Source organism: Oribacterium sp. Sow4_G1_1 (assembly GCF_052116105.1).
Classification (GTDB): Bacteria; Bacillota; Clostridia; order Lachnospirales; family Lachnospiraceae; genus Oribacterium.
The window spans coordinates 27,901-45,554 of the sequence record NZ_JBQKLS010000009.1 but is presented as its reverse complement, the minus strand read 5'-3'; the positions used below and the strand labels follow the sequence as shown (position 1 = coordinate 45,554).

Below are 17,654 nucleotides of genomic sequence, written 5' to 3'. Positions count from 1 at the left end.
TCTCAAATCCCAGGAGCTGATCATTTTTTTGTCAAACGTACGTATATAATGACTTCTATCACATAAAGAAACGAGGCAAGTATGGTTCATTTTATCGGGGCGGGTCCGGGCGATCCGGAGCTCATCACACGGAAGGGCGCGCGGCTTCTCCGCGAGGCGGAGATCGTGATCTACGCGGGTTCGCTGGTAAATCCGGCGCTGCTCGAGGAGTGCCGGCCGGATGCGCGCATCTATGATTCGAAGGATATGAATCTCGACGAGGTTTGCGCGCTGTATCTCGAGGCCGCGCAGTCGGGGGCCAATGTTGCCCGCCTCCACACGGGTGACCCCTCGCTCTACGGTGCCATCCGGGAGCAGATGGATTTTCTGAAGGCGCACAGCATCGACTACGATGTATGTCCCGGCGTCAGTGCGTTCTGTGGTGCAGCCGCCGCGCTTCAGACGGAATATACCCTGCCGGGCGTGACGCAGACGGTGATCATCTCCCGTGCAGAGGGGCGGACGCCGGTGCCGGAGCGGGAGCAGCTCGCGAAGCTTGCCGCGCATCAGGCGACGATGGTGCTGTTTCTGTCGGCAACCCTCGCGGACAAGGTGAAGACCGAGCTTCTCGCCGGTGGCTATCCGGAGAACACGCCGACCGCGGTCGTATTCCGTGCATCCTGGCCGGACGAGCGCGTGGTGCGCACGACGCTCGCAAAGCTGCCGGAGGCCTTCGAAACGTCGGAGGCGCGCAACGAGGCCGGGCGTCTCAAGCCAGCGCTCATCATCGTCGGCCGCGCCATCTGCGACGCGACGATCTACGAAGCCTCGAAGCTCTACGACCCGGGCTTCACGACTGCGTTTCGACAGGGGAGTACATCGGCATCGTCGAAATAAGCTATGATAGTGCGTGCTATGAGCGAGTGGAAACAGCATGCGAACGATGTGACGTGCGTAGTATAGAATTTGTGAATTCAGTATAGAAGAAAGCAGCGAGGATATCGATGAATATTCAGATGATCGCATTTACAGAAAAGGGATATCGGCTGGCGGAGCAGCTGCGCACGCGCTGGATCACGGCGTCGGATACGTTAGGTTCAGCCAATGCTGTCGATCAGGATGCCTCCCGGACAGGTGGTGGAGGGCAGCAGGCCTTATGGCGTTCAGATCCTGCTGTCGATCAGGATGTCTCCCGGGCAGCTGTCGGAGGGCAACAGGCCGCAGGTCTTTCTGAGGATTTGCATTTGTCGTACAGGGGATCGTCGAAGGAGGTTTCACAGCCGCCACGTATCGAGCTGCATGCGAAGACGGAGGCGCTGCCGGCGATTTCCGATCCGCGGAGCCTGCAGGATATCGTCGGGGAGTGGTTCACGAAGCCGGCAGACGATACAGACGGAAAGCGTGTTTCGTTATCCGATTTCGAAGAAAAGCCGGAGATCTGCGCCCTCGGTGCTGGTGGACTTGAGCATGGCTTCGAATCAGAAAAATCTGGTGCCTGTGAGATGGATGCAAGGACTAGAGACGCCGGCACTAGGCATCCGTGCGACGCCATCATCTTCGTGGGGGCGACGGGCATCGCGGTGCGTGCGATCGCGCCGTTTATCTGTGGGAAGGCCGTGGATCCGGCGGTGCTCGTCATCGACGAGGCGGGGCGCTACGTGATCTCACTGCTGAGCGGTCACCTGGGTGGAGCCAATGCACTGGCCCGCACGGCGGCGTCGCTGATCGAGGCGGAGCCCATCATCACGACGGCGACGGACGCGGAGAGTGCCTTCGCGGTAGATACCTTCGCAAAGGAAAACGGCTTCCTCCTTACGGATCTCCGAAAGGCGAAGGAGGTGAGCGCGAAGGTTCTTCGCGGCGAGAAGCTGCGGATCTACTCGGACATCCCGATGGAGCGTCTCGTGCATCGCCCGGCTCGCCACGAGGCGGAGCTTGTCCCGGCGCAGGACATCGACCGCGCTGACATCGTGATCAGCTATCGGACGAAGCTGCTGAACCAGGCTACAGGCCTCCGCCTCATCGCGAAGCGGGTTCATGTGGGTCTGGGTGCGCGGAAGGGCGTGACGCAGGCCGAGGTCGCAGCGGCAGTCGCCACCTGCCTCGAGGATGCCGGCATTGACCCACGCGCGGTGGTGGCCCTTGCGAGCATCGACCTGAAGAAGCAGGAGGCGGGGATCCTCGCGTACAGCTACGAAAGCGGAGTGCCGTTCGTGACCTACACGGCGGAGGAGCTTCGGACGGTGGAGGGGGCCTTCGCGGGCAGCAGCTTCGTCCAGTCGGTGACGGGGGTGGCCAATGTCTGCGAGCGGGCGGCGGCCTATGCCGCGGGACGGAGCGGCCACGCTGAGGTGCTGGTGCATAAGACGATCCACGGGAGCGTGACGACTGCCGTCGCGGTGGAAGCGTAGGGGGACGAAGGATATACGCAAGCTAATACGCAGGTTCCTCCGGTGCGTGCAAGCCGACGCTGGTCACGAAGAATATACGTAAGTTAAGAGGGAAACCTAAAGAGGAATCCTACAGCTGTATCTTCCGACAGAAGAAAGAAACCGATTAATACGTTCAAAATGAGCAATAAAAATCATAAAATGTGATAAAAACGTTTGAATATCACGAACTCTGGATTTATACTGGTGGTGGAGGTGAGCGGGATGTTGATAGAATTTCGATTTAAAAATTATAGATCTTTCCGTGACGAGGCGGTTTTATCCATGGAGGCGAGCGGTCTGGGAATGTATAAAAATTCCCTGATCAAGTATAACAGTAAAACCAGTCTTCTTCCGGGTGTCGCGATTTATGGAAAAAATGGTGGTGGAAAAAGTAATGTCATCCGTGCATTCTGGCTGGCGGTTCAGTTTATTAAAAATGCGCAGAGAACCCAGCATGCAGATGCACCGATTCCTGTCCATCCATTTCGATTAAATGATTACTCTCAGAATGCACCGAGTGCATTTGAATTCATCTATACACTGGAGGGTATCAAATACTGGTATGCGTTTTCTGCGGATCGTGAGCGGGTCTATTCCGAGTCCCTGTACTATGCGCCGAAGGGACAGAAGGCACTTGTTTTTACGAGAGAAGGGCAGGAATTTGATTTTACGGAAGAAAAAACTAAGCGTAAACTGATTGCAAAGATGGTTGCACCGAATCAGCTGTTCTTTTCGGTTGCCTGCACGATGAATGATCAAGCCTGCGTTAGTGCGATGCGATGGTTCCGAGAGCGGATTTACTTCTCGAGGGATTATTCGGATATTCCGAAGCAGCTGCTCGATTATTCGGATAATCCCGGAATGTTGAAGGCCATCAGTGATTATGCAAAGGCAGCAGATTTTGGCATCGAAGATATGCAGTTCGAAATGAACAGTAAAGAGATTCAGGAACTGGAGATGCCAGAGGATCTGCCGGAAGGTGTCAGATCGGCGCTTGCACGTTTTCTTCAGGCGCTGTCGCAGACTTCAGATAATGCAGATGCCAAAATCGCGATGAATGAAGTAAAGGCTATATCCATGCATCAGGGCAAGGATCAGCATGGTAACGGGCAGCTTTATCCACTGGATCTTTCGGATGAATCGGATGGCACCAGAACGTTGATGTCGATTGCACCGGCTATCGAATCTGTGCTTGCGAACGGCGGCGTTCTTTTGACGGATGAAATCGAAAAGGGTCTCCACCCGCTGCTCGTTGATTACATTGTCGCAAAATTCCAGAGCAAGGAAACAAATCCGAAGGGGGCGCAGCTGATTTTCACAACGCATAATACAGAGCTTCTGAATATGGAGCTTCTTCGCAAGGACCAGATATATTTTGCGGACAAAAATCATGAGGATGGATCATCAGAGCTTTACAGCATCAGCGAATTCGGAACCAGAACGACAGAGAATATCCGTAAGGGATACCTGCTGGGAAAGTACGGTGCGATTCCGGACCTTGACATCGAGGAGGTGAAGTGATGCCTCGCCAGTTCAGAAAACAAAAACCGTACATCGTGGTGTTTTGTGAAGGTGAGAGTGAGCAGATGATTTCAGAACTTAAACGACTCGAGCCTGGATATGTGAAGGGTGATAAAAAAGCAACGGAGAAAATTGCAGAGCATTATCCGACGGCGGTAACGAATGCGGCAAAGACGATGAAGAATCTTCTGCCGGAAGGTTTGCCGGGGGTGGAAGATACAGATGAGAGAAATGAATGGCTATGTAAGAACTGCAAAACCTTTTCGAATGTTCATGAGGCGATCATTTATTTGTCAGGCTTGCGTATATAATGACTTGTATTAAATAAAGAAACGAGGATGGGGTGCCCCATCGGAAAGGACAAAACGCGTGCAGATCACAGAAAAACTTCTGAAGCCGCTGCCGGAGGTGCAGTATCTGAATACCGAAAATACGGATCGGTATCGCTGCATCATGCGTATCTTCTATGAAAATACGGAGAAGCTTCACAACTGGATGTACCAGGAGGAGGTGTATGATGCGCTGCGGGCATTCCCGGAATTCCGCGATTATCGGCTGGAGCAGTGCCAGCAGGATCTCACGAGCCTCGTAAACTGGCATAATCTCGAAACACTGCAGGACACGCGTCATGTGAGCTCCCTCGAGGAGTTCCAGAGCCGGCGCTACCGCTACCAGATGTCGCCCTACAGCGTAGAAATCGAGCGTCTAGTCCTTCGGCTCGAGCATCTCGAAATCGAGGGTGGGTCCCTGGAGCCGACCCTGCTTGAGCGTATCCGGCGGGCCATCGAATGCTTCCCGGAGATGGTCGATGCCGAGCCGGCAGAGGCCTATGATTTCTGGGATGATCTCGAGCGGAATTTCACGCGTCTCAATCAGAATTACCATGATTACATCCGCGACCTCAGCAGCGTGCGTGCGGAAGAGATGATGCATACACAGGAGTTTCTGCTGTTTAAGGATAAGCTCGTCGAGTATCTTCGGAACTTCGTCACGAGTCTGCAGCGGAACGTCGGCGTGATCGAGGAGCTGCTGCAGGTCCTCAGTCCATCGCTCTGTGAGGCGGTGCTGGAGAAGGTCAATGCTTACGAAGCCGCGATACCCCGGATGGAGCAGGTGGCACCGGAGACCATCGCGGAGAATAACCGCGGAAAGCTGGAGAGCATCCGCCGCTGGTTCCAGACCTCTGAGGGCGAGGACAATGAGGCCGGAAAGCTGTTCGATGCGACGAATGACATCATCCGTCGCATCACACGTTTCGCCATGGAGATGAGTGAGAAGAGTGCGATGGGCTCGAATCGACGGGAAGAGTACCGCAAGGTGGCGGAGCTCTTTCTCGCCTGCGAGGATCTGGCGGAAGCACATCAGCTGAGTGCATGCATCTTCGGTGTGGAGACACCGCGGCACCTTCGAAGTGAGGTGGAGGCGAACAGCCAGAGCATGAATATGAGCGCCTATGCGCTGGAGCCGGAGCGGAAGCAGTTGAAATCCCGCTCCCGGAAGGGCACAGAGCGGAGCAATCGAAGTGCAATCACGGATCACAGCGAAGAGAAAAAAGCGATGCGGCAGCAGATTCTGGAGGCGCAGCGAGCACGAAATGCAGCGCTGCAGGAGCTCGAGCAGGATGGCTGCATCGATTTCTCAGCATTGCCTTGCCTCACCCGAGAGCTGAGAGAGGTACTGCTTCGCTGGGTATCTGATGCGCTGGAGGATCCGGGACGGGCGGCACGTACCGAGGATGGACGGCGGTTCACCCTGGAAAGTGCGGGCCGGGGTGAACGCTGTGTGGTTCACTGCGAGGACGGTGATTTCGAGATGCCGAAAATGCGCATCGTTTTTGAAGAGGAGAACTGAGGATGCAGGCAGAACTGGAAGCGCTGCTGTCGAAGCACTGGATACTGAAATCGGAGGATCGGGAGCTGTACTATCAGATCCGCGATCATGCGCAGGAGATCCGTAAATTTGTGACGGAGCGACTGGGCTGCCCGATGATCGAAAATCAGCTGCTCATCAAGGTCGAGCGGATCCCGGCGGTGCCGAAGCCGTTTATGGGCATACAGGAGTTCCGAAGTCCGCGGGAGTATGCGTTCTTTTCGATGCTGCTCATGTTTCTCGAGGAGCATGCCGAGGATCAGTTTATCCTTTCGCAGCTCACGGAATTCATCGCTGGGAATCTCCCGGGTGGTGGCGTGGATTGGACATCCTATCAGGAGCGTCGGCGGCTGGTGCGCGTGCTGCAGTATGCGGAGAGCCAGGGGATGCTGAAGCGGACCGATGGTTCGGAGGACAGCTTCGTGGAATCGCAGAAGGATGTACTCTATGAAAATACCGGCGTTTCCCTCTACTACATGCGCAGCTTTTCAGAGGACATCATGCACTATCGTGGTCTGGAGGATTTCCTGAACTCCGGCTGGTACGAGGTGGATGAGGATAAGGGCCTTGTGCGACGACACCGCGTCTACCGACGACTGCTCTTTGCACCGGGGCTGTACCGCTCCGAGGGCGCGGAGGGCGACTATGAGTATCTGAAAAATCAGGGTGCCCGTATGCGGGAGGAACTAAGCGTCCTGCTTTCGCTTCGTCTCGAGATCTCGAAGGGCGGCGCCATGCTGCTTTTAAGCGATGACAGCGGGCTGGGGGAAGCGTTCCCGGGCTCCAGTACGATGTCGGATATCCTGCTACTGGTGCTGGACGCCATCCAGAAGCGCGTGCAGAGTGAGGTCTGGAAGACGGATGTCCGGGACTGCATCGTGCTGGAGGAGCCGGAGTTCGATGCGCTGCTCCGCGAGGTGCGAAGCGAAAATCTGAGTCGCTTCTCGAAGGTCTACCGCGACCTTCCGGAGGGGGACTTCCTGAAGGAAGTGAAGGCACAGATGATGCTCTGGACCTTCCTTTCGAGAGACGCAGAGATCGGACGGCTCCGCCTGGAGCCGTCCTGCGCGAAGCTCGCAGGACGATATGTGGAAGCATAATTCGTTGCCGGTCCTCCGGGGCCCCTGCCGGCACGCCTACAACATTTGGAATTATTCAATCGCGCGTTCCACCTGCCGGGTGCCGCGCAGAAAGACAGGATATAGATTATGGGACAAAACAGATGGCATGCGAATAAGCTCGGCCTCATCAACTTCTGGTATTACGATGAGCAGGAATTCTGCTTTGCAAAGGGGCGGCTTCTGCTGCGCGGCTCGAACGGCTCTGGAAAATCCGTTACGATGCAGAGTGCGATTCCGCTTCTCCTCGATGGTAATGCGAATCCGGAGCGATTGGATCCATTCGGTTCCCGTGATCGTAAGATGTCTGGCTATCTCCTGGAGGAGGGCGATGAGCGAGAGGAGCGGACCGGCTATCTCTATATGGAGTTTAAGCGTGAAAAGAGTGAAGCCTACTTCACGATCGGCATGGGTATCCGCGCCCGCCGTGGAAAGCCACTGGACAAGTGGTATTTCGGTATCCTCGATGGTCGGCGCGTCGGCGTCGATTTTTCGCTCTATCGCAGTGGCGCGGAGAAGCTCACCCTGACCCGGAAGGAGCTCGAAAACCGCCTCGCGGAGGGCGGACGGGTCTATGATCGACAGGCCGATTATATCGAGTTCGTGAACCAGCAGCTCTTCGGCTTTGCGACGACGGATGCCTACCGGGAGATGCTTGATCTTCTTATCCAGCTCCGTACGCCGAAGCTGTCCCGCGATTTCAAGCCATCCGTCATCAACGACATCCTGAGCTCTGCGCTGCAGGGGCTCTCCGAGGAGGATCTGCGGCCAATGACGGAGGCCATCGAGAATATGGATTCCCTCCGACTTCAGCTGGAGACCAAGGAGGTTGCGCGAAAGGCGGTCGACCATATCGCGCGCGTCTTCGATCGCTATAACCGGAGCATGCTGTATGCGAAGGCGAGCGCGGCCGACCAGGCAGGAAAGCGCCTGAAGGCGAACACCCAGGCCCTCTCGGAGGAGCAGACGAAGCTCTCTGAGGCAGAGTCCAGGCTGACAGCATTAACCGACGAGCTGGCGCAGCTCTCCTCACAGAAGGCGACGATGGAGAAGGAACGGGAGGAGCTTGGAAAGAGCGATGCCTACCAGCTGAAGCAGGAGGAGCAGAGGCTCGTCGGACAGCTCTCCGGGCTTCAAGAGAATCACGCGAAGAAGGAAGCGCGGATCGAAAAGAAGCAGGATGATGAGCGTGCGTGCCGGGCACAGCTTCAGCAGCTGGATGAGAAAAAAGCGACGAAGCGCGCAGAGATCGGTAACTGCCTCGAGAATATGTCTGCGCAGGCAGAGTACATGAACTATCAGGCGCAGAGCTTCCTCAAGGATGAGCTCACAAAGGGAATCGACGAGGCATTTTCCTTTAAAACCTATGAGGCGGAGTTTCAGAAAACGAAGCAGGGCATACAGGAAGGTCTCGTGGTGCAGCAGCGCCTCGCGAAGGGGGAAGAGAAGCTCTGCGAGAAGCGGGACGAGCTCGCCCGGCAGCAGGACAACGCGGACCGCGCTGAGCGGAAGCTGCGTGAGGCAGAGGCGGCGCTCACGGAAGCAGAGAGCAGCTGGAAGGAAGCTCTGTATATCTGGCATGGCGAGAACCAGGAGCTGAAGCTGCCGGAGGAGGTACTGCAGGGGCTCTGCCGTTTCGCAGACAGCTATGATGAGGGCGCGGATTATGCGCAGGCGAAGCGTCCGGTAGACCTTCAGCTCCAGGACCTGGGGATTCATCTGAAGGAAGAACTGGAAGCCCGAAAGCGGGAAAGCCGGATGTTGGTCGAAGAGAAGACGGGCTGCGAGGCAGAGCTTCGCGAGTGGGAGAACGAACGTGAGCCGGAGCCGGAGCGGAGTGAAGCGGTGCTGGAAAACCGTCGTCGACTGACGAAGCGCGGCATCCCGTATCATGCGTTTTATAAGACGCTCGAATTCGCGGATTCGCTCGATGACGAGACGCGGAATCGCATCGAAGAGGCGATTCTCGAGATGGGGCTGCTGGATGCGCTGGTGATTGAAGAGAACTATCGGGAGGAGGTACTGCGGCTGGACCCGGGTGCCTGCGATCGCTATATTTTCGTACGCAAAAATGCAGGGAAGATTCTCGGAAAAACCGCACTCGATATGCTGACCCTGAACGATAGCGTCAACACTGTGTTCCTGAACATGGAGATGACCGATATTCTCAGCCATATCTCGATGGAGGACAATGCGGAGACCGTGATTTCCGCGAATGGCAGCTGGCGAAACGGCGTGCTGGCCGGTACGATCAGCGGGGAGTACCATGCCGGATTTATCGGCACGCAGGCCAGAGAGCGGAACCGTGCAGAGAAGATTCGTGTGTTAAAGGAGCGCATCACCGAGCTGGAAGCAGAAAACGCCAGACTTTCGGAAGAAGCAGCGCAGTTCCAGAATCGGATCGGGCGCCTCGAGGAAGAGTATAAGGGCTTCCCGAAGGAAAAGGCGCTGAAGGATGCACTCAATATCTGCGAAGAGGCGGAGAAGTGGCTGGATCTTCAGAATAAGCAAAAGCAGGCGCTCGATGCAGAGGTGCATGCGCTCATCCAGGCGCTGCAGGAGGATCGAACCGAGGCGGCGAAGATTGCAGAACGGCTGTATCTCCGGAACAGCCTGGAGGTGTTTGTGCAGGCTTCGCAGGCGGCGATGGAATATCAGAGCGGTCTCCGTGTACTGGTGCCTACCCATGCATCGTATCTCGATCAGGTCGCAGCACTCCGGCAGAAGCAGGATCAGCTCGACAGCATCGAGGCCGATCTCGAGCAGCTTCGCTATGACCAGGGCATCCTCGAAAAGGATATCCGCGATGCGGAGAACCGCAGGGCGTCTATCGAGAAGCAGCTTGCACTCACGGATTATGCGGCGATTCAGGAGCGACTGGATACCTGTATCGTGTGGCTCGCGCACTATGATGAGACGCGCGGCAACTGTGAGAACGAACGGGGCCGGAAGGAAACGGAATGTCGGAATACGAAGGAGAAAATCGAGAACCTGTCGGCGGCACGTATCCTGCTGGAAGCGGAAAAGACATATGCGGAGGAGGTTTACATCGAGGAGTATAAGCTTGGCTATGTATTTCCGGTAGAGGAGGTCGTGGCAGACGAAAGGCGTGTGGAAGAGCGCGGAAGTGCGGCATCGGATAGCGTGGGCACGGAAGCGTATAATGCTGTGGCGGATTTGGCGCAAGCAGAAGAAAAGAAAACTGTGGTGTATATCAAGAGTGCGCAGGAGACGGTGGCCGAGCTCCGAAAGTCTGCGGAGGAGCTCGAGTCGCTGAAGACGAAGGTGCAGCAGGTATACTTTGAGTGCAACGGCTATCTGGTCGATTATCAGATCAGCTCCTTCGAGCAGTTTGCAGAGCTTTGGAAGAAGCGTCCGCAGGAGACGTTGCTTTCAACACCGGTACAGCGACTGGATTACCAGGCGCGCTATCGTGGCAGTCGGATTCCGTTCCAGAAGCTGTCGGGTATCCTCGATGAGGAGCTCGAGAGCCTGCGTCAGCTGATTAAGCAGACGGATCGGGAGCTGTTCGAGGATATCCTGTCGAACACGATGAGTCGGAAGATTCGAAGCCGCATCAACAGTGCGCAGAGCTGGGTCGAAAACATGAACCGGCAGATGGAGTGTATGAATACCTCCAGCGGTCTCAAGCTTCGACTTCGCTGGCGCAGTAAGACAGCGGAGAGTGAATCCCAGCTGGATACCGCCGAGCTCGTGGAGCTCCTGCGAAAGGACTACCGCTCCATGAAGGAGGAAGAGGCGGCACGCCTCAGCCAGCATTTCCGTTCGAAGGTGGAGGAGTCGCGCAGAATCGCGGAGGACAGCGGTGGAAGCGCTTCCTTCTATCAGGTGATGCAGGACGCGCTGGACTACCGGAAGTGGTTTGAGTTCCAGCTCTTCTGTGAGAAGCCGGGCGAGCGGCAGAAGGAGCTGACGAACTCGATATTCGGAACCTTCTCTGGTGGTGAGAAGGCGATGTCCATGTATGTTCCGCTGTTCTCGGCGGTGACCGCGAAGTATCGGGGTGCCCGTCCGGATGCGCCGCAGATCGTATCCCTCGATGAGGCCTTCGCTGGCGTCGATAACCGAAATATCCGGGATATGTTCCGTCTCATGCGGGAGTTCGACTTCGATTTCATCATCAATTCCCAGGTGCTCTGGGGTGATGCGGATACCCTCGATGCACTGGCGATCTATGAGCTCGTGCGCCCGAACAATGCAAAGTTCGTCACGGCGCTTTCCTTCCTTTGGAATGGAAATGTTCGTGTGCTGATGGAGGATGCAGCAGAGATGGAAGAGGAGAGTAAACGACTTGAAAAATGATGAACTTCGGGAAGCGTGCCTTGCGTACTTTCGTAGCATGCCGGTGTTTGAGCGGCTGCTCTCTCAGTTCTGCGAGAAGTATCGCTCCTATGGCTGCTTCTGTGGCAGTGCCCGACTGAACATTCGAAGCGAGGATGAGCGGGAGGCGCTGGAGGGCTTCTTCGCGCGGAGCTATCATAATCAGAAAACGGCGACGATTTCTGCGCAGGCCTTCCGGCGGGCGCTTGAGCATACCCGCTTCGTAGAACTGTCGCCGGAAGAAATTCTGGAGGCCTTTGCAGGAGCACCGCTTTCTGGAAAGCGGGAGGAAGAGAGCCGGCGAAAGGCGTGCATCGCACGCTGCTGGAAAGCAGCAATCGGTCAGCAGGAAGCGTATGCGGACTGTGAAGCGTCGAGGCAGCTGCTGCATGAACTGCGAGCGGTGGCGGAGAAAGAAGAACCTGCGATATCGTCTGAGGATGTGCCCAGCATCGGAGCGATTGACAATACTGCGCATACATGCACATCCGAAGAAGCGGTGACGGCGCTTTACCGGCAGCTGATGAGTGGACGGCAGGAGCTGGTGGAAAACAAGCTTTTATGCGCACTCACAGAAGATTTGCATATACTGGTGCGGGCACTGGAGATTCTGAATCGGCTTTGTGTAGAGAAGCGTTATCAGTATCTTCCAGTCTTTGCAGCAGTGCTTTTCGGAGACCCGCATCGCCTGGATCCGGGAACGCGCGATGCACATCTTCTTCAGCTTTTACTTCAGTGGCTTGAGATACAGCGGGGAGTCGAAGCTGATGAGATGAACAGTATTCCGTCGCTTCGGCGGCAGGCAAGGTACCTGTCTGCCGGCATCCTGCTCGATGATGTATCGAATTATGCGATGCTTTGTGGTGTGGAAGCCATCGGACGAGATGGACTGGTCCATGCTGGCATGGCAGGCTTCGCTGCCGATGGCGCACCGGTGAATGTACCGCTCTCGGTAATCACTGGGTGGGCGCAGCTTCGCTGTCGGGATAATACCCTCTGGATCGTGGAAAATCCGGTGGTGTATGCAGTGCTCTGCGAGCGCTTCGGACGCACGCGCTCGCTCATGTGCATGAATGGACAGCCACGGCTAAGTGCCTGGCTGATCCTCAGGCTTCTTCGTGCCGCCGGAACCCGCGTATACTATGCTGGTGATTTCGACCCGGAGGGGCTCTGCATCGCAGAGAAGGTGCAGCAGAGCCTGTTGCCGGGGCAGTGCGTCTTCTGGCATATGTCGGAAGCGGACTATCGTTCGGCACAATCCCGAAAACCGATCGAAGCCCGGCGGATGAAGATGCTCGACCATTTGCAGGATTCGCTGCTGAAGACGACAGCGGTGCTGATTCGGAAGCAGGGCGTCGCCGGATACCAGGAGAACATCCTGCAGATGTATCTTTCAGAGGAAAACACTTGATGGGGGATTGCGTGATGAGTAGAGAGAATAGCGGAACGGTATATGCGGTCGGGTTCGGTCCCGGCGATGAGTGCTATGAGACGATAGAGGCACGGGAGGTGCTGGCGGGGGTCGATGTGATCGTCGGCTACCAGACCTATGTGAAGCTTCTCGAGGCGCAGTTTCCGGAGAAGCGGTTTTTGGTGTCGGGCATGCATGCCGAGGAGGCGCGCTGCCGTGAAGCGCTGAGGCTGGCGCACGAGGGGCAGAATGTCGCGGTTGTGTCGTCTGGTGACAGTGCGGTGTATGGTATGGCGGGGCTGCTCTATACGCTGTCCGAGGAGGATGCGTACCGGGGCGTGCAGGTCGTGACGGTGCCGGGACTCAGTGCGGTGCTGAGCGGCAGTGCGGTGCTGGGTGCGCCGGTGGGACATGATTTCTGCGTCATCAGTCTGTCGGATCTGCTGACGCCGTGGGCGAAGATCGAGCAGCGGCTGAAGGCCGCCGCAGAAGCAGACTTCGTCATCGTCTTGTATAATCCGGTCAGCCGGACGCGGCTGGCGCAGTACCAGCGGGCATGCGCGATCCTCTCGGAGACGCTCCCGGAAGACCGGGTATGTGCGTACGTCCGAAACATTGGCCGCGACGGACAGAAGAGCCGGATCTTCCTGCTGAACGAGCTCGCCGGGCTCGCGAGTGGTGGGACGGCTGCGGTAACGGTTGGAGAGTGTGGTGATGCGGTAGAAAATGCGAATGTCGGCGGTGGCTGCGCCTCGGCAAAGGATGCGACCGCAGACAGTGCCGCTGAAGTACAGCCGGAAATCGACATGCTGAGCACGATTTTCGTCGGGAACAGCGAGACGCGCGTCATCGAGACGCCGGACGGCCCGCGGATGGTGACCCCGCGCGGGTATGAGCGGAAGCGCGTTTTGGATGCTTAGCTGAAGCATAAGTGTAGTATCAAAGGAGCGAGATGCATATATTTCTGTTTGGTGGGACGACCGAGGGGCGGAAGATCGCAGAAGCGATCGTCGAAGTGAATAGAGCGTGGGCGGCGCATGAGTCCTCGGGGCTGCCGATCGCTGCGGAGGTGTATGTGACGACGGCGTATGGGGCGAGTCTGCTGCCGGCGGGGCCAGGGATCACGGTGCATGTCGGTCGACTGGACGCAGAGGAGATGACGGCGCTGTTTGAGGCAGCCAGGCAGGCGACGGGATTCACGTCAGATGAGACGGCCCGGCAGCAGTTGAAGCTCATGCCAGATGATACAGACGGAGAGCTGGAGAAATCCGAATCGCCGAAATCAGCAGGGCAATGCAGGCAGGCTGAACGATGTCAGCTATCCGGACAGCGGCTGGTGATCGATGCGACGCATCCGTATGCGGCGGTGGTGAGTGAGAACATCCTGACGGCGTGTGCGGCAGCAGGGGTCCGCTGCATCCGCGTGGAGCGGGAGGATAGCGGTGCAGGTGGAAAGGCCAGTGCGTCGGAGGGTGCGGCGTTTCACTGGGTGGAGTCCATCGAGGAGGCAGCGGCGTGGCTAGCACAGTCGGACCGGTCATCCTCTGCAGCGGCGCAGCGTCCGAACATCCTCATCACGACGGGCTCGAAGGAGCTCACACCCTACACGCAGATCCCGGATTTCGCGGCGCGCTGCTATGTGCGGGCACTGCCGACGGTGGAGGCGCTGGAGAAGTGTCAGGTGCTCGGCTTCCGGCGGGACCATCTCATCCTGATGCAGGGTCCGTTTTCTGAAGAGATGAATGTCGCACAGCTTCGGTATGCCGACGCGGGCTACCTCGTCACGAAAGCGTCGGGCGAGACCGGCGGCTTCCCAGAGAAATGTGAAGCGGCACTCGCGCTCGGTGTGGAGGTCATCTGTGTCGGCCGACCAAAGGAGGTTTCGATCCCGGACGCGGCGTGGTATGATAGAGAGAAGTCAGATGCGGTGCTGCGACGGATCCACGAGATCGGAAGAGTGGGGACGTGCGGGAGAAACGCGACCGAACGCAGCGAAGAGCAGGCGGAAGCAGCAGACCGCGGCATAATATGAAGATCGAAGCGACGCTGCCGTCTCTACGGACGGACAGCTGCAGATATGGAGGTAGGACATGAGAATCGTAAACCTGATCGGGGTAGGCCCTGGAAATCCGGATATGCTGACGAAGAGTGCGGTCGATGCCATCGCGGCATCGGATGTGGTGATGGGGGCGACGCGGGCGCTGAACACGGCACGGGCGGCGCTGCCGGCAGAGGGCGGCCCGGAGCTGTTCGAGACCTTCCGCACGGAGGAGATGGTCGAGTACATCCTCGCGCACCCGGAAAAGAAAACCATCTCGGCGGTCTTCACCGGCGACACCAGCGTGTACTCCGGCGCGATTCCGCTGCGTCGCGCGCTGAAAAAGCACATGGCGGAGGTACACGACGAAAATTATGAGGACGACCGCATGCTCGAGCAGCTCGAGATCCGGAACTATGCCGGCGTGTCGAGCATCCAGTACTTCCTCAGCAAGCGCTCGATCAGCATGGCGGACGTGAAGCTCGTCAGCCTGCACGGCCTGCATAAGGACATGGTGCCGCTGATCCGCGAGAACCGTTTCGTCTGCGCCCTGCTCGGTGCCGAGGACAATGTCTCCATCATCGCGCAGGAGCTGGTACAGTTCGGCCTCAATAACGTGCGCATCACGGTCGGCGAGCGCCTGAGCTACGAGGATGAGAAGTTTACCGTCGGCTCCCCGCGCGAGCTTCGGAATCAGAGCTTCGACCGCCTCGCCATCGCGCTGTTTGAGAATGACGGCTTCCGTGCATCCATACGAAGCTTCGGTATCTCGGATGAGCGCTTCAACCGGCTCGATGGGATCCCGATGACGAAGCGCGATGTGCGTGCGCTGAGCCTCTGCCGTCTCGCTCTTCGCGAGAACAGCATCATGTATGACATCGGCGCCGGCACCGGCAGTGTGTCGATTGAGGCTGCGCTGACCTGTCCGGAGGGAAAGGTGATTTCTGTCGAGGTGGATCAGGACGCGATCTACACGCTCGAGCAGAACCGCTACCAGTTCAAGGTCGACAACATCCGCATCGTGCGCGGCATCGCCCCGACCTGCTTCGCGACAGAGAGCTTCCAGGCACCGGATGAGCGGAAGAATGTCTCCGACGAGGGTCCGCTGCCGATCCCGGACTGCGTCTTCATCGGCGGCAGTAAGGGCAATCTTGGTGCGATCGTCGACTGGGCGATCGGCATCAATCCGAATGTCATCATCGTCATCAATACGGTGACCCTCGAGTCCAGCGCCGAGGTGCTGGAGATCGAACGCCGGCTCACGGACTACCAGTTTGAGATGGTGGAGATCCAGGCGACCAGCCTCGAGCGCCGCGGCAGCTATCACATGCACCGCGCGGAAAACCCGATCACCATCACGAGAATCTCGAGACGGTGAGGCGGCGTTCAGAACACAAACCCTATGAGACATACATTTCGGAAAATCGTGATCGCCGCGGATCGAAGCGGCGCAGGCAAGACCACAGTCAGCTGTGGTCTTCTTGCCGTGCTGAAAAAACGGGGCGTAAAGGTTCAGAGCTTCAAGTGCGGGCCCGACTACATTGACCCGATGTTCCACCGACGGGTGCTCGGCGTGCCGTCTGGAAACCTCGACAGCTTCTTCACGGATGCGGCTACGCTTCGGCGGATTTTCACGAAGCGTGTGGCGGAGAGCGGTGCGGAACTCGCGCTCGTCGAGGGCGTGATGGGGTACTATGACGGGCTCGGCGGCGTGTCGAGTCGTGCATCGACTTGGGAAATCGCACACATCCTCGACGCCCCGACCATCCTCGTGATGGACGCGAAGGGCGCCAGTGTGAGCATCGCCGCCCTCGTACGCGGGATGATGCAGTTCAGGGAAGAGATGAGTGCGGAGAACGGCAGATCGACGCCGGGCCGACCGGCGTGCACTGGGGATTCCGGGGCAGCGAGCCCGTCGGATGGAGGCCGTCGTCATGAGCCAGCGAAAAAGGCAGGCAGCAGGCAGAGCGGCATCCGCGGCCTGATCCTGAACCGCGTGTCGCCGATGTTCTATCCGCGCCTGAAGAGCGTGATCGAAGCGTACTGTCCGGGCATTGAGGTCCTCGGCTACCTGCCGGAGCTGCCGGAGCTGAAGGTCCCGTCCCGCCACCTAGGGCTCGTTGAGCCGGGAGAGATCGAAGACTTCCAGCGCTGGACGGAACGCGTCGCCGCGCAGATGGAAGAAAGCGTGGAGGTGGAGCGGCTGCTGGAGATCGCCGGTGTGGAGTCACCACTGAAAGAAGATAAGCCGCAGCCGGATAGGCCGCAGCCCGTGCGGATCGCGGTGTCCGATGACGAAGCATTCAACTTCACCTACGAGGAGAACCGTGCGCTGCTTAGGCAGCTCGGCGCAGAGCTCGTGCCGTTCAGCCCGCTGCATGACGCAGCACTGCCGGCGGAGGTCGACGGCCTGATCCTGTCTGGCGGCTATCCTGAGCTCTACAGGGATGCGCTCCATGCCAATGCTTCGATGCGGGCATCCGTGGCGGAGGCGGTGAGGCAGGGGCTCCCGACGATCGCCGAGTGCGGTGGCTACATGTATCTGCGGGAGGCCATCGAGCAGGTCGCGATGTGCGGCGTTCTGCCGGGTGACGCAGAGCGAAAGCCGCGGCTGGTGCGCTTCGGCTATGTCGAGGCGGAGACCCGACGGGACAGCGTGCTCGGCCCGGCCGGTACGGTACTGCGCGGGCATGAATTTCACCGCTACGACTGCGACTTCAACGGCGCGGACTGCACGCTTACGAAACCCGCGGCCGGCCACGGCCACGCAGCGACAAGCGCCCGCAGTTACGAAGGCATCTACCTTACGGATAGCCTCGCCGCCGGCTTCCCGCACTTCTACTACTGGAGTAACCCCGCCGCCCTCGCCCACTTCCTCGACAGCTGTCGGACATGGCGGAAGAAACAGCAGGGAAATTTCTGATAGAGTAGAGGTGACGAGAGAG

General features: G+C 58.0%; 12 protein-coding genes. All 12 read left to right on the top strand.

Annotated elements, in window-relative coordinates; genetic code table 11:
* Positions 1-81: 81 nt before the first annotated feature.
* The 12 genes from cobM (at position 82) to ACTQ52_RS07075 (ending at position 17,632) form a co-directional block, all read left to right on the top strand.
* Complete coding sequence (cobM, locus tag ACTQ52_RS07130) at positions 82-876, top strand: precorrin-4 C(11)-methyltransferase (RefSeq protein WP_441982189.1); 795 nt, start codon at positions 82-84, stop codon at positions 874-876.
* Between the two features lie 107 nt (positions 877-983).
* Positions 984-2,390, top strand: coding sequence for a cobalt-precorrin 5A hydrolase (locus ACTQ52_RS07125; RefSeq protein WP_441982188.1), 1,407 nt, complete (start codon positions 984-986; stop codon positions 2,388-2,390).
* 243 nt (positions 2,391-2,633) lie between these two features.
* Positions 2,634-3,932, top strand: a complete 1,299-nt coding sequence (locus tag ACTQ52_RS07120; protein ID WP_441226606.1) for an AAA family ATPase — start codon at positions 2,634-2,636, stop codon at positions 3,930-3,932.
* On the top strand, positions 3,932-4,243 hold the full coding sequence (locus ACTQ52_RS07115; RefSeq protein ID WP_410043487.1) for a hypothetical protein: 312 nt from the start codon (positions 3,932-3,934) through the stop codon (positions 4,241-4,243). Before ACTQ52_RS07120 ends, ACTQ52_RS07115 begins: the two co-directional genes overlap by 1 nt.
* Before the next feature lie 58 nt (positions 4,244-4,301).
* Entirely contained in the window at positions 4,302-5,783 is a 1,482-nt protein-coding gene (locus ACTQ52_RS07110) for a TIGR02677 family protein (protein ID WP_441982187.1), read from the top strand.
* 2 nt (positions 5,784-5,785) lie between these two features.
* Positions 5,786-6,901 (top strand): TIGR02678 family protein, encoded by a 1,116-nt coding sequence (locus tag ACTQ52_RS07105; protein ID WP_441982186.1) that lies wholly within the window; start codon positions 5,786-5,788, stop codon positions 6,899-6,901.
* Between the two features lie 108 nt (positions 6,902-7,009).
* The gene (locus ACTQ52_RS07100; protein ID WP_441982185.1) at positions 7,010-11,242 is read left to right on the top strand and encodes a TIGR02680 family protein; all 4,233 of its coding nucleotides are present in this window, start codon (positions 7,010-7,012) and stop codon (positions 11,240-11,242) included.
* A complete protein-coding gene (locus ACTQ52_RS07095) occupies positions 11,232-12,671 on the top strand; it encodes a TIGR02679 domain-containing protein (protein WP_441226602.1) in 1,440 nt (479 codons plus the stop codon). The genes ACTQ52_RS07100 and ACTQ52_RS07095 overlap by 11 nt, the downstream gene beginning before the upstream one ends.
* A gap of 14 nt (positions 12,672-12,685) precedes the next feature.
* Positions 12,686-13,591, top strand: a complete 906-nt coding sequence (locus tag ACTQ52_RS07090; RefSeq protein ID WP_410043492.1) for a precorrin-3B C(17)-methyltransferase — start codon at positions 12,686-12,688, stop codon at positions 13,589-13,591.
* A gap of 32 nt (positions 13,592-13,623) precedes the next feature.
* Positions 13,624-14,703, top strand: a complete 1,080-nt coding sequence (locus tag ACTQ52_RS07085) for a precorrin-6A/cobalt-precorrin-6A reductase (protein ID WP_410043493.1) — start codon at positions 13,624-13,626, stop codon at positions 14,701-14,703.
* A 58-nt stretch (positions 14,704-14,761) separates the two neighbouring features.
* Positions 14,762-16,087, top strand: coding sequence for a precorrin-6y C5,15-methyltransferase (decarboxylating) subunit CbiE (gene cbiE, locus ACTQ52_RS07080; RefSeq protein ID WP_410043494.1), 1,326 nt, complete (start codon positions 14,762-14,764; stop codon positions 16,085-16,087).
* A gap of 24 nt (positions 16,088-16,111) precedes the next feature.
* On the top strand, positions 16,112-17,632 hold the full coding sequence (locus ACTQ52_RS07075) for a cobyrinate a,c-diamide synthase (RefSeq protein WP_441982184.1): 1,521 nt from the start codon (positions 16,112-16,114) through the stop codon (positions 17,630-17,632).
* The last annotated feature ends 22 nt before the right edge of the window (positions 17,633-17,654 follow it).